This window comes from Gemmatimonadaceae bacterium (assembly GCA_035533755.1).
In the GTDB taxonomy this organism is placed as follows: domain Bacteria; phylum Gemmatimonadota; class Gemmatimonadetes; order Gemmatimonadales; family Gemmatimonadaceae; genus JAGWRI01.
Map to the genome: position 1 here is coordinate 31,046 of DATLTC010000060.1, position 23,753 is coordinate 54,798.

At 71.2% G+C, this 23,753-nt stretch carries 20 protein-coding genes; 9 read left to right on the forward strand and 11 right to left on the reverse strand.

Annotated features, from left to right (window positions below; genetic code table 11):
• Positions 1 to 6 precede the first annotated feature (6 nt).
• The 7 genes from rsmB to VNE60_09050 are packed head-to-tail and all read left to right on the forward strand — an operon-like array spanning position 7 to position 5,678.
• Positions 7 to 1,368, forward strand: a complete 1,362-nt coding sequence (rsmB, locus tag VNE60_09020; GenBank protein ID HVB31649.1) for a 16S rRNA (cytosine(967)-C(5))-methyltransferase RsmB — start codon at positions 7 to 9, stop codon at positions 1,366 to 1,368.
• The gene (locus VNE60_09025; GenBank protein HVB31650.1) at positions 1,365 to 2,105 is read left to right on the forward strand and encodes a PASTA domain-containing protein; all 741 of its coding nucleotides are present in this window, start codon (positions 1,365 to 1,367) and stop codon (positions 2,103 to 2,105) included. The genes rsmB and VNE60_09025 overlap by 4 nt, the downstream gene beginning before the upstream one ends.
• Positions 2,102 to 2,767: a ribulose-phosphate 3-epimerase gene (gene rpe, locus VNE60_09030; protein ID HVB31651.1), complete on the forward strand. Its 666-nt coding sequence runs from the start codon at positions 2,102 to 2,104 to the stop codon at positions 2,765 to 2,767. The genes VNE60_09025 and rpe overlap by 4 nt, the downstream gene beginning before the upstream one ends.
• Positions 2,764 to 3,378, forward strand: a complete 615-nt coding sequence (locus VNE60_09035; GenBank protein ID HVB31652.1) for a TlpA disulfide reductase family protein — start codon at positions 2,764 to 2,766, stop codon at positions 3,376 to 3,378. Before rpe ends, VNE60_09035 begins: the two co-directional genes overlap by 4 nt.
• Before the next feature lie 7 nt (positions 3,379 to 3,385).
• Positions 3,386 to 3,796: a hypothetical protein gene (locus tag VNE60_09040; protein ID HVB31653.1), complete on the forward strand. Its 411-nt coding sequence runs from the start codon at positions 3,386 to 3,388 to the stop codon at positions 3,794 to 3,796.
• Positions 3,793 to 4,830 carry a tRNA (adenosine(37)-N6)-threonylcarbamoyltransferase complex transferase subunit TsaD gene (gene tsaD / locus VNE60_09045; GenBank protein ID HVB31654.1) on the forward strand — a complete coding sequence of 346 codons (1,038 nt, stop codon included), beginning with the start codon at positions 3,793 to 3,795 and terminating at the stop codon, positions 4,828 to 4,830. The genes VNE60_09040 and tsaD overlap by 4 nt, the downstream gene beginning before the upstream one ends.
• Positions 4,827 to 5,678, forward strand: a complete 852-nt coding sequence (locus VNE60_09050) for a prolipoprotein diacylglyceryl transferase (protein HVB31655.1) — start codon at positions 4,827 to 4,829, stop codon at positions 5,676 to 5,678. Before tsaD ends, VNE60_09050 begins: the two co-directional genes overlap by 4 nt.
• 38 nt (positions 5,679 to 5,716) lie before the next feature.
• On the opposite strand, the gene VNE60_09055 is transcribed toward VNE60_09050, so the two are convergent.
• From VNE60_09055 to VNE60_09070, 4 genes are all read right to left on the reverse strand, one after another.
• Positions 5,717 to 7,819, reverse strand: coding sequence for a cytochrome c/FTR1 family iron permease (locus VNE60_09055; GenBank protein ID HVB31656.1), 2,103 nt, complete (start codon positions 7,817 to 7,819; stop codon positions 5,717 to 5,719).
• A gap of 172 nt (positions 7,820 to 7,991) precedes the next feature.
• A complete protein-coding gene (locus VNE60_09060; protein ID HVB31657.1) occupies positions 7,992 to 8,705 on the reverse strand; it encodes a hypothetical protein in 714 nt (237 codons plus the stop codon).
• Positions 8,702 to 9,394: an HAD family hydrolase gene (locus tag VNE60_09065; GenBank protein HVB31658.1), complete on the reverse strand. Its 693-nt coding sequence runs from the start codon at positions 9,392 to 9,394 to the stop codon at positions 8,702 to 8,704. The genes VNE60_09060 and VNE60_09065 overlap by 4 nt, the downstream gene beginning before the upstream one ends.
• Entirely contained in the window at positions 9,391 to 10,314 is a 924-nt protein-coding gene (locus tag VNE60_09070) for an EamA family transporter (protein ID HVB31659.1), read from the reverse strand. The genes VNE60_09065 and VNE60_09070 overlap by 4 nt, the downstream gene beginning before the upstream one ends.
• Before the next feature lie 45 nt (positions 10,315 to 10,359).
• Here VNE60_09070 and VNE60_09075 point away from each other — a divergent pair, with 45 nt between their 5' ends.
• Positions 10,360 to 10,782 (forward strand): hypothetical protein, encoded by a 423-nt coding sequence (locus tag VNE60_09075; protein HVB31660.1) that lies wholly within the window; start codon positions 10,360 to 10,362, stop codon positions 10,780 to 10,782.
• A gap of 7 nt (positions 10,783 to 10,789) precedes the next feature.
• Here the strand turns inward: VNE60_09075 and VNE60_09080 are convergent, their stop codons facing one another.
• From VNE60_09080 to VNE60_09110, 7 genes are all read right to left on the reverse strand, one after another.
• A complete protein-coding gene (locus VNE60_09080; protein HVB31661.1) occupies positions 10,790 to 11,563 on the reverse strand; it encodes an NlpC/P60 family protein in 774 nt (257 codons plus the stop codon).
• Positions 11,560 to 12,525, reverse strand: coding sequence for a P1 family peptidase (locus VNE60_09085; GenBank protein ID HVB31662.1), 966 nt, complete (start codon positions 12,523 to 12,525; stop codon positions 11,560 to 11,562). Before VNE60_09085 ends, VNE60_09080 begins: the two co-directional genes overlap by 4 nt.
• A 7-nt stretch (positions 12,526 to 12,532) precedes the next feature.
• Positions 12,533 to 12,724, reverse strand: coding sequence for a hypothetical protein (locus VNE60_09090; protein ID HVB31663.1), 192 nt, complete (start codon positions 12,722 to 12,724; stop codon positions 12,533 to 12,535).
• Complete coding sequence (locus VNE60_09095) at positions 12,721 to 14,094, reverse strand: sigma-54 dependent transcriptional regulator (GenBank protein ID HVB31664.1); 1,374 nt, start codon at positions 14,092 to 14,094, stop codon at positions 12,721 to 12,723. The genes VNE60_09090 and VNE60_09095 overlap by 4 nt, the downstream gene beginning before the upstream one ends.
• Positions 14,095 to 14,189: 95 nt before the next feature.
• Positions 14,190 to 15,119: a diacylglycerol kinase family protein gene (locus VNE60_09100; GenBank protein ID HVB31665.1), complete on the reverse strand. Its 930-nt coding sequence runs from the start codon at positions 15,117 to 15,119 to the stop codon at positions 14,190 to 14,192.
• The gene (locus VNE60_09105; protein HVB31666.1) at positions 15,083 to 19,657 is read right to left on the reverse strand and encodes a translocation/assembly module TamB domain-containing protein; all 4,575 of its coding nucleotides are present in this window, start codon (positions 19,655 to 19,657) and stop codon (positions 15,083 to 15,085) included. Before VNE60_09105 ends, VNE60_09100 begins: the two co-directional genes overlap by 37 nt.
• A 3-nt stretch (positions 19,658 to 19,660) precedes the next feature.
• Positions 19,661 to 21,940: a BamA/TamA family outer membrane protein gene (locus tag VNE60_09110; GenBank protein HVB31667.1), complete on the reverse strand. Its 2,280-nt coding sequence runs from the start codon at positions 21,938 to 21,940 to the stop codon at positions 19,661 to 19,663.
• 210 nt (positions 21,941 to 22,150) lie between these two features.
• Between VNE60_09110 and VNE60_09115 the strand changes: the two genes are divergently transcribed.
• Positions 22,151 to 23,749 (forward strand): ABC transporter substrate-binding protein, encoded by a 1,599-nt coding sequence (locus tag VNE60_09115; GenBank protein ID HVB31668.1) that lies wholly within the window; start codon positions 22,151 to 22,153, stop codon positions 23,747 to 23,749.
• The last annotated feature ends 4 nt before the right edge of the window (positions 23,750 to 23,753 follow it).

Genomic DNA, 23,753 nt, shown 5'->3' on the forward strand with positions numbered 1-23,753 from the left:
CACCTTATGGCAGGTCACGACCATCCAGTGCACGGCAACGCCACACTCGCCCGGCCCGCGGGGGTGACCGATGCGCGCGTGGTCGCCGCGGGCGTCTGCGCCGACCTGCGCCGCGGGGAACTGCTCGACGCCACGTTCGACCGGCGGACGCACCCGCTCGACGCGCGCGACCGCCGATGGACGCGCGAACTCGTGTACGGCATGCTGCGCATGCGCGGGCGCCTCGATGCCCTGCTCGCCGAGCGGGTGCGCGGCGGATTGGGACGGCTGGACGCCGAGCTGCTCGACCTCCTGCGCCTGGGCGCATACCAGCTGCTCGCGATGGGCAGCGTGCCCGCGTACGCCGCGATCGCGCAGACGGTGGAACTGGCCAAGGAGCGGGCCGGCGAAGGCGCCGGCAAGCTGGCCAATGCGGTGCTGCGGCGGCTGGACCGCGAACGCGACGCGCTGGCGCTCCCCGCCGCCACCGATGCCGTGGACGCGCTGGCCACGGAGTTCTCGCATCCGCGATGGCTGGTGGCGCGATGGCTGGAGCGCTGGGGCGAGGCCGACACGCGGCGGCTGCTCGCCGCCAACAACACCGAGCCGCCGATCGTCGCCCGCCCCGTGCACGTGGTGCGCGAGCAGCTCGAGGCGGCGCTCGAGTCGGCCGGCGTGCGCGCACTCGATGTGCCGCTGGTGAGCGACAGCATGGTGCTGGCCGGCCCCATTCCGGCGCTCACCGAATTGGGCGCGTTCAAGCGCGGGCTGTTCCACATCCAGGATCCGGCGTCCACGCTCGTCACCAAGTACGCCGCCATTCCAACGGGCGCGACGGTGGCCGACCTGTGCGCGGCGCCGGGCGGGAAATCGGTGGAGCTGGCGCGCACCGCGGGCGTCGTGCTCGCGAGCGACGCGTCGCTCAGCCGGCTCAAGCGCGTGATCGAGAACGTGAAGCGCCTGGAACTCGACAACGTGCATCCCTACGTGGCCGACGCGCGCGCGCCCGCGCTGCGGCCGGTGGACGTGGTGCTGCTCGATGCGCCGTGCACGGGCACGGGCACCATGCGCCGGCACCCCGACGCGCGCTGGCGCCTCAAGCCGTCGGATCTCGCCGTGATGACGGCGGTGCAGACGATGCTGCTCGCGTCCGTGGCGGGTCTCGTCCGACCCGGCGGGCTCCTCGTATACAGCACCTGCTCGCTGGAACCGGAAGAGAACGACGAGCAGGTGGATCGGTTCCTGGCCGGGCATCCGGACTGGCGGCTCGAGCCGCCCGGACCCGGGACGGTGCCTGGCGAGGTGCTGGACGGCGGACTGTTGCGCGTGCTGCCGCAGCGTCACGGCACCGACGGCGCGTTCGCCGCGCGACTGCGGCGGGGCGCGTGAGCAAGCCGGGATGGTGGCGGCGCGCCGCGCCCTATCTGATCGCCGCTGTGGCCGGCAGCGCGCTGGCGTGGGGCATCGTCGCGTTCGTGATATTCCCTCCGGGCGCGCCGCCCGAGGACGCCAGGGTTCCCAACGTCACGGGCCTGAGCTTCGATGCCGCGAGCCAACGCCTGCAGCTGATCGGGTTCAAGGCCCAGCGGGGCGAGATGCGGTTCCAGGACGCGGCGCCGCGGCTCACCGTGATCCAGCAATCACCCGACCAGGGCAGCCGCGAGCCGCTGGGATCCGTGGTGACGCTCGACCTCAGCGCCGGCGCGCGCACGGCCCAGGTGCCGAACGTCGTGGGCCAGGTGCGCGCGCAGGCAGATTCGGCGCTCACCGCCGCCGGGTTCACCACGGTGCTCGATTCCACGCCGCAGGTGAGCGACCAACCCCTCGGCACGGTGATCGGCACCCGGCCGGCCAGCGGCGCGCGCGCCGCGGTCCCGTCGGTGGTCACGCTCGTGCTCAGCGCCGGCCCGGCCAACGTCACCGTGCCCGATCTGGCGGGGCGCAGCCTCGTCGAGACGCGGATCCTGCTGGACCAGTTGGGGCTGACGCTCGGCGACGTTACGATTCTCAATGGCGGGGACAGCCGGCAGCCGCAGGCCGTCGTGCAGCAGAGCCCCGCGGCGGGCAGCCTGGTAGCATCGGGAGCCCGCGTGACCGTGAGCGTCTCGGGAGGACGCACGCCATGACCGTCCGGATCGCGCCATCGCTGCTCGCCGCCGACTTCTCGCGCCTCGCCGACGAGGTGGCGTTGTGCGTGGAGGGAGGCGCCGACTGGCTGCACATCGACGTGATGGACGGACGCTTCGTGCCCAACATCACGTTCGGCATGAAGATCATCGAGACGGTGCGCCGGCTCACGACCCTGCCGCTGGACGTGCACCTGATGGTGGTGGAACCCGAGAAGCACTTCCAGGCGTTCGCGGCGGCGGGGGCCAGCGGGCTCACGCTCCACGCCGAGGTGGCGCCGCATCTGCAGCGCCAGCTGGCGCACATTCGCGAGTTGGGGTGCCGGGCCGGCGTCGCGATCAATCCGTCCACGCCGCTCTCGGCGGTGGAGGACGTGCTCGATGATCTGGACCTCCTGCTCGTCATGACCGTGAATCCGGGGTTCGGGGGGCAGACGTTCATTCCGCACTCGCTCGACAAGGTGGGCCGCGCGCGCCGCCTGCTCGACGCGGCCGGGTGCGGCGCGCTGCTCGAGGTGGACGGCGGCATCGCGCGCGAGACGATCGGCGACGTTTGGCGCGCCGGCGCCGACACGTTCGTGGCCGGCCATGCGGTGTTCTCGGCGCGCGATCCCAGAGCGGAGATCGGCGCGTTGCGCCGTGCATGCGAGGTGAGGGTATGACGGTACGCCAGCAGTGGGTCGTGGTCCTCGGCGTGATCGCGCTGCTGGGGATGGGCTCGTACGCGTTTCAACGGGCGTTCGGCAACGAAGTCCAGCCGGTGGAGGTCGGGTCCAAGGCGCCGCCGTTCCGGGCGTGGACCATCGACGGCACCGACCGCGTGAAGCGACTGGCCGACTACAAGGGCGATGTGGTGCTGCTCAACGTGTGGGCCACCTGGTGCCCCCCGTGCAAGGCGGAGATGCCGACGCTCGAACGGCTGCACGAGATGTACGGCGCCGACGGGCTCAAGATCGTGGCCGTGAGCGTGGACGAGACCGCCTCGGACGATTCCATCCGCACGTACGCGCGCAACATGGGACTCCGGTTCGAGATTCTCCACGACTCCGCGGGCGCCATCGAGCAGATGTACCAGGTGATGGGGTACCCCGAGACGTACGTCATCGGGCGCGACGGCGTGATCCACAAGAAGTGGATGGGCGCCGCCGACTGGACCTCGGAGGGCAACATCGCGCTGGTGCGGAGTCTGCTCGGCCTCCCGGCGTCGGTCGCCACGGCCGACCCGGCCCCGACCGGCACGAGCGACCCGCGCCGCGCGCTCGCCATCCGCTGAGGCCGACATGCCCGCTCCCCCGCCGCGCTGGCGCCGCCGCCTGGTGGGCGCGTTCACCGAGCGCCTGGGCCTCAAGGCGGTGGCGATCGTGTTCGCGATCGTGCTCTGGTTCATCGCCACGTCCACCGAGCCCACCGAGGAGATCGTCCCCGTGCGGCTGGCGCTCGCCCTCGACACGGGGCGCGTGCTGCGCGATCCGGCGCCCGAAGTGCACGCCCTCGTGGCGGGCGAAGGCAAGGAGATCTTCGCGCTCTACGCCCACCCGCCCATGATCAGCCGGCGCGTGCCCGGCGGAGCCGATTCCACCACGCTCGAGCTGTCGCCCGACGACGTGGTGCTGCCGCCGGGGGTGACGGCGCTGGTGCGCGACGTGCAGCCGCACACCGTGGTCGTGCACGTCACGGCGCGGCGCCCATGAGCCGGCTGCTCGGCATCGAGACGTCGTGCGACGAAACGTCGGCCGCCGTGCTCGAGGGATCCGGGGACCGCGCCGCGCTCCGCTCGCTGGTCATCCTGTCGCAGGACGTCCACCGCGTGTTCGGCGGCGTGGTGCCGGAGATCGCATCGCGCGCGCATCTCACCAGCATCCAGCCGGTGGTGGCGCGCGCGCTCGCCGACGCCGGCGTGGACGGGCGCGACCTCGACGGCGTGGCCGTGACCCACGGCCCGGGCCTGGTCGGCGCCCTGCTCGTGGGCGTGAGCTTCGGCAAGGCGCTCGCGTTCTCGCTGGGCGTGCCGCTGGTGGGCGTGCACCACATGGAAGGCCACCTGTTCGCCACCGCGCTCGAGCATCCCGACGCGGTGCCGCCGTTCACGGCGCTCCTCGTGTCGGGCGGCCACACGCTGCTCATCGACGTCGAGGCGTGGGGGCGCTACCGCCTGCTCGGCCGCACGCGCGACGATGCGGCGGGCGAGGCGTTCGACAAGGTGGCCAAGCTGCTCGGCCTGCCCTACCCCGGCGGCCCGCACGTGGAACGACTCGCGGCCACCACCGGCGCCGGCGCGTTGCGCTTCGCGCGGCCCATGCTGCGCCGCGACCAGCGGCCCGGCGATGCCGATTATTTCGACGTGTCGTTCAGCGGGCTCAAGACCGCCGTGCTGCACGCCGTGCGCGACGCCGGCGGCGAGGATCGGGCGCGCATCGCGCGGGCCTTCCAGGACGCACTCATCGAGACGCTGGTCGAGAAGACGGCGCGGGCCGTGCGGGCGTTCGACCGCGAGCGCGTGGTCCTGGGCGGCGGCGTGGCCGGCAATCGCACGCTCGTCGAGGCGATGCGGGAGCGACTCGCGCCCGCGGGGGTATCCGTGTATGCTCCCGGAGCGCGGCTGGCCACCGACAACGCCGGAATGATCGCCCGCGCCGGTCTGTTTCACTTCGAGCGCGGCGAACGCGCCGGGCTCGATCTCAACGCGTTCGCCACCCTTTCCATTCCCGGCCTCATCGCCGCATGACCAATCCCATCGTACATCATCCGTTCGTCGTCCAGCTGGGCCCGCTGTCGCTCACCGGATTCGGCATCGCCGTGGTCACGGCGTTCGGCATCGCCCAATTCCTGGCCGAGCATGAACTCGACCGCCGCGGCCACGACACACGCGCCATCGCCGACATGATCCTCGCCGCCGTGGTCGGCGGGCTGCTCGGGGCCAAGCTCTACTACGTGATCATCCTCAAGAACTACGACGCGCTGTTCACGCGCGGCGGGTTCGTATTCTGGGGCGGACTGATCGGCGGCACGCTCGCCGTGATGGCCGTGATCCGCTGGAAGAAGATCCCGATGCTGCGCATCTTCGACGTCGGCGGACCGGCGGTCGCCGCCGCCTACGCCGTGGGGCGCACCGGGTGCTGGGCGGTGGGCGACGACTACGGGCGGCCGTTCAGCGGATTCGGCTCGGTGGTGTTCCCCAACGGCTCGCCGCCGACCACGGTGGCCAGCATGATGGCGGAGTTCCACACGCGGTTTCCGGCGGGCACCGATCCCGCCAAGCTGGTGTCGGTGTATCCCACCGAGTTGTACGAGGTGGCGCTCGGCTTCACCATGTTCCTCATCCTGTGGCGGATGCGCGATCACAAGCATGCCGAGGGATGGTTGTTCGGCGTGTATTGCGTGCTCGCCGGGCTGGAGCGGTTCGTGATCGAATTCTTCCGCGCCAAGGATGACCGATTCCTGGGCGGGCTCACCTACGCGCAGGGCATCGCGCTGGTGTTCGTGGCGCTGGGCTTCGTCTGGATGTACCTCCTCCGCGACGCGACAAAGAAACGGCCGGGCATCTACCCGGCGAACGCCGCGCGCGCGGCGTAGTCACCGCCGCCCCAACGCCACCTCGACGCCGGCGCCGGTCAGTCTTCCGGCGCCGGCGTCGTCTCGTCGGCCACCACGTCCTCCAGCGCCTGCAACCGCGCCCGCAGCGCGTCCTGCTCGGCACGCAGCTCGGCGAACGCCACGGCCACGTCGGAGCCCGCGGCCGACGGGGGCACCGTGGGCAGCGTCACCGACCGCTTGGGCCAGAACGTCTTGGCGAGCGCGAACACGAACAGCGCCAGCAGCAGGAGTTGGGCAAGCACCGTCTCCCACGTGGGGTACAGCCCCAGCGCCTCGACGTGCGGGAAGCCGGGGATCACGCTCATCGAGATCGCGTTGCCTTCCTGCAGCTCCCGGATTCCCTTGCCCGTGAAGACGAACGCCATGTAGTACAGCAGCACGCTCGTCACGCTGAAGAACGGCCGCAGCGGAATCCGCACGCCGTAGCGGTAGAACAGCGTGAAGATCACCGCCAGCGCCACGAATCCGGCCACGATGCCCAGCGACAGCGGGACCGCCAGATGCGGCCCCTCGCTGAACAACGCCTGATAGAACAGCGCCGTCTCGGCGCCCTCGCGGTACACGGCCAGGAACGCCACGAACGCCAATGCCCGTCCGCCGCCGTGCTGCAGCGCGTCGGTCACCTTCTCGCGAATGAATTGCTGCCACTTGGCCGCCTCGACACGCGAGATCAGCCAATAGCTCACCGAGAACAGCACGACCACGGCCACCAGCAGCGTGACCCCTTCGAGGATCTCGCTGCTCGCCGGCACGGCGCGGAGGATGGTGCGCAGCGCGACGGCGGTCACGGCGCTCGCGCCGAGCCCCAGCGCCACGCCCGTCCAGATGGAGCGCAGGCGCTCGCGGTGCCCGGTTTTGAGCAGGAACGCCACCACGGCGCCGATCACGAGGATGGCTTCGAACCCCTCGCGGAGAATGATCAGGAACGACTGCCAGAACGCCTCCACGGCGCTCCCCGCAGGACGCGTGAGCTCCACGATCGCTGGCAGGTTGGCCTCGATCACGTCCCGCGCGTGCGTGGCCCCCTCCACGTCGTTGGCGTTCACCGCGCCCTTGAAGTCGCCGAACAGCTTCTCCATCCGGGCCACGAGCCCGGGGTTCTTGGCCCGCGCCGGACCCTCGAGTGGCTCGAACGCGAGATAGGCGTCGAACGCGCGGTCCCCGGCCTCGTTCTTCCGCCCCAACTGCGCCGACGCCAGCGACTGCTCGAGCAACGCGCTGACGGTGCGCGCTGCGCCCGCGGCGCCGCTGTCCGACGTCGCCGCGACGGTGGCCGCCGGCGCGTTCTTGGCCGGCAGCGTGCGCAGATACGCGACCACGCTCCGCACCTGCGCATCGGTGAGACCCGGCGCGCCGGGCATGGCCGTGGCGCTCATCCCGCCCCGCACCACGCGCGCCAGACTGTCGTCGGTGCGCGTCACCTGCCAGGCCAGCGTCCCGATCTCGGTCGGCAGCTTGGACAGCGCGTGCGCGTACGAGCCGTCGCCAGCGCCCGTCACGCCGTGGCACTGCGCGCACCCCTGCATGTACAGCCCCTCGCCCTCGGCCACCTGAGCCGCCGTGGCGCGTAGCGAGACGACGTACGACATCACGTTCCACCGCTGCTGCGGCGTGAGCGTTCCCGCGAAGCCCACCATCGGCGTGCCCGACACGCCCACCGACGCGATGCGGAACATGATCGCCGGCGTGACGCTGGCCACGACCTTCGGATCGCCGATCGGCACCGGCTTGGGATTCAGCAGCTTCGCCTGCGGCCCGTCCCCGTGCCCGCTGATGCCGTGGCATTGCGCGCACGTGTTGTCGTAGATCCGTTTCCCGTCAGCGAGATCGACCGGCGCCGTGGGCAACTCGAGCTGTCCCTCGCTGCCCAGCGCCAGCGCAAAGCGATGCTCCAGCGCGCCGAGTACGCGCGGCGGCTGGCGGACCCGCGCCGCGGCGATGATCGAGTCGAGCAACGCGCGCGCCGCCGTGGCGTGTTCGCCGGTCAGCCGGTCGGCGATCTGCTTGGCGTCGTCCAGGAAGCCGACGGCCTCCTGATATTCCGACGCGGCGGTCAGTTGACCGCGGCTGTCCACTCCCTTGCCGTATTCCTCCACCGCAACGCTGACGATGTTGGCCATGCGTCGCACCGGGTGCTCCTGCGCCGCGAGCGGCGGCGCAGCAAACCCAAGCGCCGCGAGGGCAAGGCAGGTGATCCGTCGTAATCTCATTGCCGAGAAAATGTATCGGGATTACATCGCCAGTTCTAGCCTGGTGCCAACTCCACGCCCATCCATACGCAACGCCGACGCATCATTGCCCACGGTGGACGGACGTACCGCGGTCCAGATTCTCCCAGCACCGATCGGCCGCATGGAACAGGGCGTCGAGCGCAGCGCGCCACGCCCGCCAGCTCGCCACCCGCGCCGTCGTGGGGGGGCGGGCGGCGGCCGGACTCGCGGCGCGCAGGGTAGCCAGGGCGCGGCGCAGCGGCTCGGTCGCATCCTCGATGTGGGCGGCGTAGGCGCGCCGCGCCGCAGGGCGCGCGTCGGCGCTGTGCTCCACGGCCGCCGCGAGATAGGCAGCGAGGGCGCGGTCCAGGCGGTCGGGGTCGAACGCGGCCACGACCTCGTGCCGCGCCACCGCGTCCTCGGCGCGGCGGCGCGCGTCCAGCAGGGGCGCGAAGAATTCATGCTGGCCGGTGGCATTGGCGCGCGCCCGCGACGACCCCAGCCAGCGCAGCGCCCGCGTCAGTTCGGGCACGGTGCAGCAGGCGGCAACGAGGGCGGCATCCAGCGCCGGCGCCTGTTCGCACTCCAACACGATCGGCTCCCCGCGCTCGAGCGCGATCGCCACCTGCCCTCCGTCCAGGCGCACTTCGGCCACGTCGTCCAGGCGCACGACACGCGACAGCCGTCCGTCGGCGCTCGTGACCGCCAGATCGCCGGCGCCCACGCGGACGAACACCGCGGCGCTGCGGGCTCCGGCAAGGCGAGCCTCGAATTGGGCGGTGCGGAGCTCGCTCACGCCGCCAGGATTGCGTCGAGCACGGCGGCCGTGTCGCGAAAATCGGCGAATACGGCGGCGGCATCGTACGCGCTGAGCTCGCTCACCGAATACCGTCCGGTGGCCACGCCCATGGCGCGCGCGCCCACTCCGCGCCCGCAGGTGAGGTCGGCCGGCGTGTCGCCGATGACGGTCATGTCGTGCCCCGGCATCTCGCGCCCCAGGAGTTCGCGCGCCCGCGTCCGGGCGATTGCCGGGAGTTCGGCGCGCACGGCGTGGTCCGATCCGAACGCCCCGACGCGGAACCGCTCGGGCGCGATGCCCGCCGCCTGCAGCTTGGCGCGCGCCCCGGGCTCCACGTTGCCGGTGAGCAGCCCGAGCGTGACCTCGGGCCGCGCCTCGAGCGCGTCGAGCAGCGCGGGCACGCCGGGGTAGGCGCGCGCGCCATGTCCGGGCGTGGCCAGCTCGTCGTGGAGCAGCGCGACGTACCGGGCGAACACGGTGTCGAGGCGCGCCGAGATCGTCGCCGTCTCCACGCCGGCAAGGTGCATCAACTCGAACACGATCTGCGGATCGGTCTTGCCGTCGAACCAGTGGTGCTCGGGGCCGGCGGTGCCGAACGATTCCACGAGCGCCCGCTGGATGGCCCGGCGTCCGGCGCCGTCGCTGTTGAGCAGCGTGCCGTCGATATCGAACAGGATCAGCTTCATGCGCGGGTGAGCAGGAGTCCGGACATGATGCTCACCGCGCCCACACCCTGCCAGAACGTGGGGGTCTCGCCGAGCATGGCCCAGGCGACGACGAGCGCCACGAGCGGCTGCAGGTTGGAGTACATCGCGGTGCGCGTGGGACCGATGATGCGCACGCCGCGGTACCAGAACAGGTAGGCGATCACGAGGGAGCCCAGCCCGCTGTACAGGATGGCGGCCCACGCGCCACCGTGCACGGTGGTCCACGAGGTGCGGAGCATCGCCGGGGCGGCGATCACGCCCAGCAGGAGCGCCCCGCCGATCATGGTGTAGGCGGAGAGCGTGACGCCGTCGATGCGGCGCGTGTACGGCGTGAGCAGGACGGTATAGAGCGCCCAGCTCACGGAGCCGGCGAGCACCAGCAGGTCGCCGGTCACCGAGGCGCCCTTGGCCACCACCTGCGTGCCGCTGTACACCACGAACCCGATGCCGATCACCGACAGCGCGATGCCCGCCACGCCCCGGGCGTGGACGCGCTCCACGCGGCGTAGGCGGCTGATGATCGCGATCAGCGCGGGCGACGCCGCCACGACGAGCGCGGCGTCGCCGGCGCGCGTCCGCGCCACGCCCTCGATGAACAGCAGTTGATAGACGCCGTTGCCGATGACGCCGAGCGCCAGCAGGGCGACGACGTCGCGCCACGGCAGGGGCACGTGCCGCGGCACGAAGGCCAGCGCGGCCAGCGCGACGGCGGACATCACCACGCGCGCGCCGTTGAACGCGAGCGGCGACAGCACGTCGGTGCCGTATTTCACGACGCTGAAATTCACGCCCCAGATCACCGCCATGAGGATCAGCAGCAGATCGGTGACGGCGACGGCGGCGCGGCTTGGCGCGGGGTCGCCCGGGAGGGGCAGCGAGGCGGAGGTGGGGGAGGGCATCCACGAAACGTAGACGACGCCCAACCGCGAGTCTATGTTCCTCGCATGCATGTCTCATTCGCGCTGTTTGCCGATGCGGCCAACGTGTCGCAGGAAGGAAAGCTGAACATCCTCGGCGTGTTCGATGCGCTGCAGGTCGGCACCCTGCCGGCGGTGCACCCGCGGGCCCACCTCGTGGTGCATCTCAAGGGCACGTCCCTGGACATCGGGCAGCACACGGTCTCGCTGCGGTGGATCAACCCGGCGGGCACCGAGTTGTGGAGCAGCGCCGGCGACCTGAACGTGGGCCCCCTTCCCACGGGCGTGGTGGAGATGGACCTGCCGCTCATCGCGCAGATCGACCTGCCGATCGACGGCGCGGGCGGATACGCCATGGCGATCGCCCTCGACAACGAAGACACCGCCGAGGTGCCGGTGCAGGTGCGCGTGGGCACGCCCATCGGCGCGCCGTCCGGACTGGTGAGCTGAGCGCGGGCTAGAGAATGCGGCGCGCGAACAGGAAGCGTTCGCGCAGCCCGGCTACGTAGGCGTCGCGGCCGTCGCCCAGCCGCTCGATCGCGAACCCGCCACGGCCGATCGCGACGTGCGCCATGCGCCCGCCGCCGATGCCCAACCCCACGTGCGTGACGGCCCGGTCGTCGCGATCGGAGAAGAACGCCAGTTCGCCCGACTCCAAGGCCGTGAAGCCGTGCGCGCTGGCGTCTCCCGCGCCGGCCTGCTGCCAGGCATCGCGCGGCAGCGCCACGCCATGCAGCGCCAACACCGTCTGCGCGAACCCCGAGCAGTCGGCGCCCCACGGCGTGACCCCGCCCCACTGGTAGCTCGTCCCGTCGAAGAACTCCCGCGCCGTCCGCTCCACGGCCGCGGCGTCGCGCGGGAAGCGCGCCGCCAGGTCGCTCACGGCGATCGCTTCGCCCTGCTCCACGATCTCGTCGGGCGCCAGGTATGCGCCCAGCGGCAGCGCGCGGCGGCCGCCCCCGGCCGGCGTCCGCGTGACGCACCCCAACGAGAGCCGGCTCACGCCGCGGCTCCGGCGCGTGGCGCCCCCCGGAACGCGGGTGAGGTAGCCCGCGTGCATCCACCCTTCATAGCCGTCGGCGCCGCGCACGCGCAGCCAATCGCCCTGCTCGGCGACGATCTCCACGGGATGGCCAGCCAGCCGTTGCGACCGCTGAGGGCTCGACGCGCGCGGCTCGGCCTGTAGCGGCGCGATCGCCACGCGGATCACCGCGCCCGACCCGGCGCTCATGCGCGGTCGGCGAGCCCGGGGAACGCCGCGCTTCCCCTGGCCAGACGCACGCCGCGCTCGATGGCCTCCTCCAGCGCCGCCGCGGCCAGCGCCTCCACGTGGAGGGCGTTGGCCGACACGCCGTCGCGGCCGCAGAGCGCGAACACCACATCGCCGTCGAACGACGAACCGGCCGGCGCGATGCGGCGGAAGAGGCCGGCGCCGGCGGCCCGGGCCAACTGCGCCAGTTGCACGCGGTCGAGCAACGCGTTGGTGGCCACCACGCAGAGCGTGGTGTTGCGCATCGCCTGTTCGGCGGACAGCGCGGCAAGGCGATGCGGGTCGTCCACGAGCAGCCGCGCGGCATCGAGAAATCCGCCGCCGTCGGCCCGCGCACCGGCGATGACGTGGCCCGCCGCATCTCGCACGTCTCCGAACGCATTCACCACGGCCACGGCCGCCACCCACACGCCGGCCGATCCGCGCTCGGCACAGCCGACGCCGCCCTTCATGGCCCGGGCGGCACCCGCCGCCTTGCCCACCGTGGCGCCGGTGCCGGCGCCCACGCTCCCCTCGGGCACGTGCACGGACGTGGCCGATTCCGCGGCCTGATACGCCATCTCCGGCGTGGGCCGCGCGCCGAATCGTCCGATCGGCCCGAGGTCGAAGATCACCGCCGCCGGGACGATCGGCACCACGCCGCCGGCGATCGGGAAGCCGCGGTTCCGCTCCTCCATCCACCGCATGACGCCGGCCGCGGCGTCGAGGCCATAGGCCGACCCGCCGGTGAGGAGCACCGCGTCCACGCGGTCGGCCAGCGCGTCGGCGCTGAGCGCGTGGATCTCGCGCGACCCGGTGGCGCGGCCGAACACGGCGGCCGCGCCGCGCAACGGAGCGTCGATGCCGCGCACCACGGTGCATCCCGTGCCGCCGGCAGCGTCGGTGGCGTGCCCCACCGCCACGCCGACGCGGGAGAAGTCCACGCTCACCTCAGTGGCCCGAAGCGGGCGGCGCGACCTCGCGTTTGGCCTGACAGGCACGGCACCGCGTGACGCCGCGAATGTTGCACATCACACAGAGGAAGGTGCCGCAATCGACGCACGGGTAGCCCTCCGAGGCGCGCTCCTCGTTGCCGCACGCCCGGCAGGTCATCATGTCGTGTTCCTTCAATTCATTGGTCATCGTCCGCCTCCGGTGTGCACCGCCTGTCGCATCTCCATGCCGTATTCCTTGATCTTCTTGATCAGCGTGGCGCGCGAGATGCCGAGTTCCTTGGCGGCGCGCGTGCGATTGCCGTCGTGGGCGCGCAGCGTGCGGTCGATGTGCTGCCGCTCCACCTCGGCCAGGGTGCGCGGAACGTGGTGCTCCACCCCCAGCCCCGACGCGTCGCGTACCTCGGCGGCCAGGTGCGTTGCCGCGATCGCCGGCGCGCCGCGGCCGATGATCATCGCGCGTTCGAGCACGTTGCGCATCTCGCGGATGTTGCCGGGCCAGGAATACTTCAGCAGCCGCTCGAGCGCGTCGTCGTCGATCTCGGTGGGCCCCTCGGGAAGGTTCACCCGCAACTCGTCCAGCAGGTGGGCGATCAGCTCCACCAGGTCCTCGCGCGCCCGCGCCCGCAGCGGCGGGAGATTGATCGGCATCACGCTCAGGCGGTAGTAGAGATCTTCGCGGAACCGGCCCGCCGTGACCTCGGCCACGAGGTCGCGGCTCGTGGCGGCGATCAGCCGCACGTCCACCTGGACCTCGCGCGTGCCGCCCTGGCGGCGGAAGCTCTTGCCTTCGAGCACGCGCAGCAGCTTGGGCTGGAGGTGCGCGTCCAGATCGCCGATCTCGTCGAGGAACAACGTGCCCCCGCTCGCCACCTCGAGCAGGCCGGGACGATGCACCTCGCCCTCGGGCGACACCCCCTGCTCCACGCCGAACAGCTCGGAATCGAGCGACGCCGCGGTGAGCGCGGCGCAGTTCACCTCGATGAACCGCTGGCCGGAGCGCGGGCTCTGCCGGTGCATGGCGTCGGCCACGCGGCCCTTTCCCGTGCCCACCTCGCCCACCAGCAGCACCGTCGTGCGATCGCTGTGCGCCAACAGATCGATCTGCGCGGCCAGTTCGCGCATCGGCGGCGACGAGCCGAGCAGCGCCCGCGCCGGCATCTGCCCGCGCCGTTCCGTCAGATAGACGTTCATCTGGCGCAGATGCGCCTTCTCGAATGCGCGCTCGGCGGCCGCGCCGAGGTGGGCCAACTCGATGGGCTTGGTGAGGAAGCTCTCGGCGCCGGCCTGCATGGCGCGCACGGCGAGCGACACGTCGCCGTGCCCGGTGATCATGATCACCACCGGGTGCTCTTCCTTCACCCGCTCGAGCACCTCGAAGCCCGTGATGTCGGGCAGGCGCAGGTCGAGCAGCACGAGATCGGGACGCCGCTGCTTGATCAGCGCGACGGCTTCCTCCCCCGTGTAGGCCTTGAGCACCTGATGCCCGCTACGCTCAAAGAACGCCCCCAGGAACGAGGTGATGTCGCGTTCGTCGTCGACGATGAGAACGGTCGGCATGCCCGGGCGGTGGTGGCGGAGCTGGAAGGGCTCGGTTTCGAAGGGACTGCAGTGTAAAGAGAATGAACACTAATCCGCCGCGGAGCAACCCTCGATCAGCGCGACCCGGGAATCAGCACCCGCCCGGCGCCCGGCAACACCGTGGCATCGAGCGCCCCAACGGGCAGCAGTTCTCCGTCCGCTTCGGTCCGGCGCGGGGGCTCGGCCACCACGCGGATGTGGCGGCCGCGGTAGAAGCTCGTGAGCCCGTCGTCGGGGAACCGGCCGCGTAACATGCGCCAGGCCACACGCACCGCCTGGCCGAGCGACCGCGGCGAGTACACGGCCACGTCGAGCGCGCCGTCGTCCGGGCGCGCGTCCGGCGCGAGGGTGATCACGCCGCTGAGCACGGAGCCCACGTTGGCCACGAGGATGCTGAGCGCCTCGACCTCGTGGACGGCGCCGTCCACCTCGATGCGCGCGCGGAATCGCTCGCCGCGCACGGCGGCGCCGATGGCCGCACCGGCGCCGGCGACCACGTAGGCGCCGATCCCGAGCCGGCGCTTGTGCCAGGTCGCGGTGCGCTCGAGCATGCGGACGTCGATGCCGATGCCGGCGGCCACGGCGAAGTGCCCGCCCGACGCGAGCCGGGCGAGGTCGATCGCGCGCACGCGTCCGCCGCAGAGAGCGCGCACGGCGCGAGCCGGATCGAGCGGGATGCCGAGGGCGCGCACGAGCAGGTTTCCCGTGCCGGCGGCGAGCGGCCCCACGGGGACGGCCGTGCCGGCCAACGCCCCGAGCGCCTCGATGATGGTGCCGTCGCCGCCGAGGACGAACACGGCGTCGTAGGCCGTGGCCGCGGCGCGGGCCATGCCGCCGGCATCGCCGGGCCCCGTGGTGCGCCGCGTGTCGTGGGTCACACCGAGGGCGGCGAGCGCGGCTTCGACGCGGGCCAGGTCGCGCACCCCGCACCGCGACGCGGGGTTCACGATCAGCAGGGCGCGGCGGATCACCAGCGCCAGGATTTGGACAGCGAGACGCCCCACTGCTGCGGGGTGGGCACGAATCCGCGCAGGCCGCGGCCGCACAGCAGCGCGCTGGAGGGCGGATCCACGCCCACGTCCGCCGCCAGCGTATTGGAGAATCGATATTGCAGCTTGCCCCCGAGTTGCTGGAAGAATCCGTTCATCCCCGGGTCGCTGCCGGTCTGGTTGGGGTTGAGTTGGCACAGGCCGGCGCTGATGCTGAAGAAGAGATTGTTGGTGAGCTGCTTCTCGCCGCCCAACCGGGCGCCGGCGAAGAAGTCGCGCGCCGCGTTCGTCGTGGGCGCGTTGGTGGCGGTCTCGTCGGTGGCGCCGGCCTGGAACTGCAGGATGTCGAACGTGGAACCGAGCTGCCCGCGCAGCGTCTGGGCGAGCACGCTGCTGGCGGTGGGCAGCAGCACCTGCGCCGCCGTGCGCAGGTAGCTCTGGTTGGCTCCGAGCTCGAAGCTCGGCACGCCGCAACAGAGGTAGCTCACGAGGTCGGATTGCGGGATCGCGTAGCTCTCCCCGCTCTCCAGGTCGAGCGACGGCCCCGGATAGAGGTACCCGGAGAGCTTGGCGCGCACCTTGACGTCCTGCCGGTTGTACTGCCGCACGTTGTAGATGGCGCTGATATTGATGCGCGGATTGAGGTCCGGCGTGCCATAGAACGTGATCGTGCCGCTCTCCACCTGGAATTCGCGCTGCAGCGGCCCGAACGACAGCGTGTACGTGCCGCGTTCGGCGATGAGCGTCCCGTCGAGCGCCAGGCGGTACGTCAGGGTGTCCAGGGCGGGGTCGCGGCTGAACGGCGACCCGCCGTCGGTGGCGCGCTGGCCCGACCGCGTGACGTTGAGCGATCCCGCGAGCTTCACGTTGGCTTCCTGCGACCGTAGCCACACCTCGTCGCCGAGCGTCACGCGGACGTTGCTGATCGTCATGTCCTTGAGCAACGCCGACGGCGGGCTGGGCAGCTTGATCTGGCGGCTCAACTCGGCGGTGTCGATGATGCCTTCGAGATCGGCGTAGCTCAGGGCCACCAGCTGCTTCTTGGCCACGGCGCGCTCGGGGATGTAGATCGTGCCCCGCACGACGTTGACGGAGCCGGTGAGGGTGGATGCGTCCTGGCGTCCGCTCAGCGTGATGCCCTGGCCCACCGTGGACACGTCCAGCCGCGCCAGCGCGCGCTTGTCCATGACCCGGAAGTTGTGCGCGGCCAGCCGCAGGTTGAACAGCGGATTGCTGCGATCGGCGAAATCCACGAACCCGAGGACGGCCACGCTGTCGTTGGGCGAGGTGGCGTTCCAGGCCCGCAGCCGGCGGATGGCTAGGCTGTCGCGGGCGCTGAACATGGCGAGATCGGCGCTGATGTCGTGCAGCGTGAGCCCGATGTCGGCCACCGAGAGCTGGCCGCCGTTCATCTGCACCACGCCGCCCACGGTGGGGTGGTGCCACGTCCCGGCCACGTCGAGATCCAGATGCACGCGCCCCTTGGCGTCGGTCACCGCGGGCACGAAGGCCTCGACGATGGCGAAGTCGGCGCTGTCGGCACGGATCTTCCCGCTCAGGGAATCGTCGAGCAGCCGCGGGGCGTCGGACAGCGTCAGCTCCATGGGCAGCGACGCCGTGGCCTGCAGCGAGGGGGCCCCGCCCCGGAAGATCGTGAGCGCCGCCTGGGTGCGCCGGTCCGCGTAGGCCGCGGTGGCGTCGACGCGCTCCAATCGCATGCCGCCGTAGCGGAGGCCGTGCAGCGTCGCGTCCAGCGACGCCAGCGGGCGCGCCCGCGTGCCGCGCACCCCGGCATGGAGCGCGCCCCAGCCCGCCATCGTGTCGGCAATCTGCAGCAGCGTGGCCGCGTCGCGCACCGGCACGCTGTCGGCGCTGAACATGAGCGCCACGGAATCCACGGCCGGCACGCGGCCGGCGACCGCCACCGACCCGCCGCGCCCGTTGGTGATCCGCAGCGTGTCGATCGCGATCAGCGACGAATCGACGCTGATCCGCGCCGGCGCCGCGAGGGTCCACGTGTCGTGGCCGAGGTTGACGTCCACCGACTCCACCGTGGCGCCGATGAGCCCGTCGGTGCGGCTCACGCGTCCCGCCGCGGCGAACGTGGGACCGTTGTCGCTGAGTACGCCGAGGCGGAAGCTGCCGCTCGTGCGTGTGGCCAGCTGCAACTCGGCCCCGATCGTGTCCACCTTCACGCCGGCCAGCACGAGCGTGTCCAGTTCCAGGCCCACGGTGCCGCGCGGCGCGTTCAGGATGTCATCCACGGCGAACCGCCCGTGCATCGACGCGCCGCGATCCTTGTTGATGTAGAGCGTGCTCCCGAACACTTCGCCGCGCACGTTCAACGAGTCCAGGTTCCCGGTGACCATGCCGGTGAGCGACAGCGCGCCGGCCAGCGAGTCGGGCTTGCCGCTGGCTTTCGCCGCCGCCGTGGCCAGGAACGGACGCAACCCGCCCAGCGAATCCACCGACGCCTCGTAGGCGAGCGAGTCCACGGCGCCGCGCCGCAGCCCGAGCGCGCCCGAGGCCGTGATCGTGGCCGCCGACGTCTCGAGGCGCAGCGAGTCGACGTGCATCTTGGCATCGCCGAACCGGAACCGGGCGCGCGAGCCGAACAGCTGCACGTGATCGAGATCGGAGTGCTCCAGCGACACGAGGACCGAGCCGTTGAGGGTGGCGATCGAATCGCCGCGCAGATTCACTTCGTAGTTTCCGGTCAGCGAACCCGCCGGCACGCCGTCGCGGTCGAGGAGCTGCGCCGGATCGAGGGCCACCACGCGCCCGCTGCCCTGCGCGCCGAGCATGGGCGGGAAGATGTCTACGTGGCCGTTGAACGACGCGGCGCCGAGCGGCCCGCGGAGCGACACGTCGAGGAGCAGACTGTCGGTCGTGCCCTGGGCGCGGATCGTGCCCGCCACCATGCCCTTGACCGGCAGCCCGGCGTACGAGCGATGGAGCCCGGTGAGCGACAGCGAGTCGGCGAACAGGGCCACGTCATACCTCATGAACTGATCGCCGTAGGTGATCCGTCCATTGCCCACGAGCCGCGACGGCGGCGCGTCGCCGTCGTGCTGCTGCACGTCGGCATTCGAGAACCGGACGTCCATCCACGACGAGTCGAGCGTGGCCGCGCCCGACAGCCAGCCATGGAGCCGCGGGAAGGCGGGGTAGAGATACTCGATGGTGCGCAGGTCGACCATCTGCGCGGCGACGTCGAAATGCTGGAAGACGGTGAACCCGGGGTTCAGAATGTCGAGCCCGCCGCGGCCGCTCAGCGCCGACACCGCCCCGGGTACGTGCGCATCATGGAACGTGAGCTGCGCCGTATCGACCACGAAGTGCGTGAGCGGGCCGCCGCGGGCCACCACCGTGCCCCGCAACTGGCCCTGCCAGTCCACCGGGAAGGCCTTGCCGTTGAGCGTGCGCAACAGGTCGAAATCCACGGGATCGGCGTCGAGGTTCACGTCCTTGACCTGCAGCACGGGGCCGCCGACGCCGAACGTCATCGCGCCGCGCAGATGCGACCCGGTGCTCCGCACATCCATCTTCGAGAGCGCGTAGTCCAGCACGTGCAGATCGCGCTCGTTGTGGATGTCGAGATCCATCGATCCGCCGCCCGTCGTGGGGAGCGTGGGATACACCCAGTCGACATCGGCCAGCGAGACCGAGTCGCCGATGATGTGCAGCGCGTAGCGCGTGGGGAGATCGTTGCCCCACCAGATCTTGCCGCTGGCCGATCCCGTGGACGCCGGCAGGTCGAAGTGGCGCACCGTGGCCCACAGCGAGTCGCCCAGATTGCGCACCGTGCCGCGCACGTTGCGGAACAGGAACGGCGGCTCGCGCTCGTCCAGGTCGAGCGTGTCGAAGGCGAAGGTCCTCCCGGCGCTGTCGGGATCCGCCCAGCGCACGTACGGGAGCACGGCGTGGATGCGGCTCCACCGCCACGTGCGGGTGAACCCCTCGCGCGTGCGGCGCACCTCGGGCTCCGCGTGCGACAGCGCGGCCGCGATCGCGCTGTCGCGCCGCACGCCGTGGAGCGAATCGTCGGGGTGCCAGGGCAGCGTGAGTTCGAACGTCGCGTTGTGCACCCGCACCGAGTCGAAGACGAGGTAGTCGCCCCACTGGGGGCCCCGCGACGGCGGCCCCTGGATGCCGCTGCGGAAGATGCGCCGGAAGTTCCAGTCCCAGTTCTCGTGCTGCCGCAGGTACACCGTGGGATGCTGGATGTCGACGGACGAGAAGAGCAGCCGCTTGTCGACCAGGTCACGAGGATCGTACGCCACCGTGACCGGCCCGGTGGCCACGAACAGCGAGTCCTCGGCGTCGCGGATCTCGACCGAGTCGATGGTCATGCCGGTGAGATAGCTGCCGCTGATCCGGCCCAGATAGACGCGCCCGTGCACGGCGGCCGTGACGCGGTCCTGCACCAGATGGCGCACCTGATCCTGCCCCCAGCCGGTCTGCGTGAGCACCATCACGCCGCCCACGGCTAGGAGGATGAGCGACACCACCAGGCCGAGGCTCACGAAGAGAACGATGCGCCGGCGCGACATCGGCTAGAACTCCGGACCCACGGAGAACGTGAGCGTGAGCCGGTGGAAGAAGCCCGACGATTGCGACGGGGCAAAGGTGGCCGGGCACGCCTGTTCGGCCTGCGTGTACGTGGTGCCCGCGCTGCCGGTCTGCACGCTCACGGGAATCGTATTGCCGGGACTGACGCAGTAGAGCGGGGCCACCCCGGTTTCGCGATTCACGCTCGCGTCGTAGTAGATCGGGCCGCGCGGCTGGGGATACGGATTGTACCCCACGTTGACCTGCACCGGTCCCACCGGCGTGAACAGCCGGATGCCGATGCCGGGCGTCCATTTGAGATGCGACACCGACAGCCCCGTGCCCGGCGTGCCCCGCGTCCACACGTCGCCGGCGTCGGTGAACAGCGTGTACTGCAGCAGGCGCGGAAAGAAGAGGTCGGCGATGCGATACTCGAAGTTGGCCACGACCAGCGCGTTACCGCCCACCGGCACCACCCGATACGGACGCACGCCGTCGGGTGACCGGAAGTAGCGCGTGCTGTCGTTCACGGTCACCGAATCGTACCCCTGCGCGATGTACAGCAGCGACCCCAATTCGTTCTGCTGGAAGCCGCGCACGCTCCCCGCGCCGCCCGCGTACAGGCGCTCCTCGGGCGGGATGTAGCGCGTGGAGTTGGACAGCGAGAAGTTCGACCCGAGCACGATGCCGCCGCGCAGCCGCGACGCGAACACGCCGGACCGTCCCACCGGGTGGTACCACGCCACGTCGAACGTGCCCTTGTTGAACGTCAGATCGGCCGACGACCCCAGCGCGCGCTGCGAGCTGCGCAGCTCGGTGCGGAAGACGTATCCCTGGCTCGGGTTGAACGGATCGTCGGTGTTGGCCACGGAATACTGGACGCTGGCCACGGCCAGCGGCTGCGCGATGCGCGAGATCTGGTCGCGCGACTGCTGGTCGCAGCGATTGAACACCGCGCACAACAGCGCCGGTTGGGCCTGGGTGCGCCCGTACTCGAGGCTGTACGCCAGCCGCAACCGGCCGCCCACCGACAGATCGCGGCCCACCGACGCCTCGCCGCCGATCAGCGTGGAGCGCAGGTACGCGAGGTACTCGCTCCGGCGCTCGCGGTAGATCGTGTACGACGGCACCCACTCGGAGCCGAATAGTCCGGGCTGCTGGAGCGTGGCCGAGATGCTGTAGTTGGTCGTGTCGCTGAACGGATCGCGGCGCAGGATGTTCTGGTAGCAGAGATTGCGCGTGCCCGCCGACGCCAGCGGATACCCGTAGCCGATCTTGGAGAGCTGCCCCGACACTTCCAGATGCCGCGCTTGGTGGAGAAAGTTCTTGTTCGTGTACTGCGCGCTGGTGTGGAAGCAGTCCAGCGTCGCCCACCCGTACTTCGTGTCCAGCTGCTGCATGTAATCCTCGCGCAGGTTCACGAGGAGCGTGACCAGCGAATCGTTCTTCGGCTGCACCGAATCGAGCGCCACCTCGACGTGCCGATAGGCGCCCAGCTGGTACAGGCTGCGCTGCGCCGCGATCAACTTGTCGTCGCTGTACAGGTCGCCGAGGCGGATGCCGAGCAGGCCCCGCACCACGTCGTCTCCGATCTGCTGCCGGTGCGCGCTGTCCAGCGGAGCGACGATGACGCGGATCTGCCCGATGCGGGCCAGCGGTCCGGGAAGGGCGGTGATCGTCACGCTGGCCCGCAGCGAGTCGGTGCGCACCGTGTAGTTGCGCAGCAGATCCACTCTGGGATAGCCGGAGTTCCGCAGCCGCGCCTTGATCGTGTCCAGTTCGGCGGCCAGCAGGTTGACGTCGAACGGCATCCCCACGTGCAGCCCCAGGCCGGCCAGGACCTTCGCCCGATTGCGCACCGACTCCAGCCCGGTGATCGCCAGCGAGTCGATCACGATCGGCTTGCCCTCGTTGATCGCGAACACCACGCGCACGGCGCGCGGTCCCATGGGCTGCACGAGGGTATCGACCTGCGTGCTGTAGTAGCCCTTGTCGTGGTAGAACTTCTTGAGCCGCAGCACGTCGAGCGGGAACTCGCTCGGGTCCAGACAGTGCTTGGCGCCGAAGAACCCCACGTGAACGCGCATCCACCCCGACGCGGTGGTCGCGATGCGCTCCGCGAGATCCGAGCTGCTGAACGCGTGGTTGCCGCGGAACTCGAGCGCGCGCACCTCGCGGTCCCCGGCCGCGCAGGACCCGTCCTGCGCGTGCGCGCGCGCCGGCAACGCCACGGCCGCGAGCACGAGGCTCATCGCCCCGATCGCATAACGGGAGAACCGGCGCATCACCCGCCGGCGCTCGAGGAAAGTCGCTTGTCGGTCATGCGATCCCGGAACGAGACCCCCAGCCCTCGCCTCCCGCGCGAGTCCTGGGACCAGTGGGTCGTGGCATGCGCACTGCCGAAACACGACGCGCCCGCGCGGCGCGTAAATCCGGCGGGCGCTTGTGATTGACGCGTCATTGCGGGTAGCGTAAGTTCTCGCCCGCTATCCAAGGTGTCAACCGCCGTGCCGTCTCAAATCGCGCGACTGCTCCGCCTGTCGCTTCTCGTCGTCCTCCCCCTCCCCCTCGCCTGCCGCGGGGGAGAGCCGGGCACCCCGTCGCGCCGCACCCTGATCGACTCGCGCGACACCTACGACCCCCGGTCCCTCGACCCGGCGCGATCCACCGACGTGCCCACCGGCCGCGCCGTGAGCTACGTCTTCGAGGGCCTCACCCGCTTCACCGCCGACGCCCGCCTGGAGCCCGCCCTCGCCACCCGCTGGGACCTGGCCCCCGACGGCCTCACCTACACCTTCCACCTGCGCGCCGGCGTGTTCTTCCAGGACGGCACGCCGCTCTCCGCGCGCGACGTCGTCCACTCGTTCACCCGCGCCCTCGATCCGGCCACGCGCGGCAGCGGCGCCGTACCCCTCCTCCCCATCCGCGGCGCCGCCGACTTCGCCGACGGCAAGGCCCCCTCGGTGAGCGGGCTCGCCGCGCCCGACGACAGCACGGTCGTCATCACCCTCGCCCAGCCGCTCGCCACCTTTCCCAAGCTCCTGGCCATGCCCGCGGCCTCGGTCCTTCCCGCCTCGGCGCCCGCCGACGTGAGCGACCATCCCGTGGGCACCGGTCCCTGGAAGCTCGTCACCTGGAAGCACGACGACTACCTGCTGTTCGCGCGCAACGAACACTACTGGGGCGGCGCCCCCGAGGCCGACTCGCTCCGCGCCCGCATCATCGCCGAGCCGAGTACCGCGGTGGCGGAATTCGAGAGCGGCAACGTGGACGTCGTCGAGATCCCGCCCGACGAGACCGAGACCTGGGAGCACGATCCGGCCAGGAAGCGCTTGCTCACCGACGTCCCGGCGCTGCAACTCGTCTACGTGGCGATCAACACCACCCGCGGACCGCTCCGGGATCCGCGGGTCCGCCAGGCCATCAACGACGCCGTGGACACCCGGACCATCGTGCAGCAACTCATCCACGGCCGCGGCCGCGTGGCCGCCGGCGTCATCCCGCCCTCGCTGGGCGGCGCCGACACCACCCGCGCCCCCTACGCCTACGACGTGGCCCGGGCCAGGCAGCTCCTGGCAGCCGCCGGATACCCCAAGGGCATCGACGTCGAGCTCTGGACCGGCACCACGCCGATCATGGTGCGAGTGGCCGAGGCCCTCCAGGGCTATCTCGCCGCCGCCGGCATCCGGGCCACGATCGAGCAGCGCGACGCGGCCACCGCGCGCGCCGCCGCGCGCCGCGGGGAGACCGACCTGTTTCTCAAGGACTGGTACGCCGACTACCCCGACGCGGAGGACTTCCTGTACCCGCTCCTCGACAGCGCGAACATGGGCCCGGGCGGCAACGTCTCGTTCTACCACAACCCGGCGTTCGACCGCCTGCTGGACCAGGCGCGCCGCCAAGCGGACGAGGCCAAGCGCAACCTCCTCTACCGGCAGGCCGACTCGCTGGCCTTCGCCGACGCCCCCATGCTGTACCTCTACTTCTACACGCAGCTCTACGCCGTGCAGCCCTGGATCGAGGGGTTCACGCCGCCGGTGATCTTCAACGGCCAACGTTGGACCCACGCGCGGTTCCGGCCCCCGGGTCGCTGAGCGC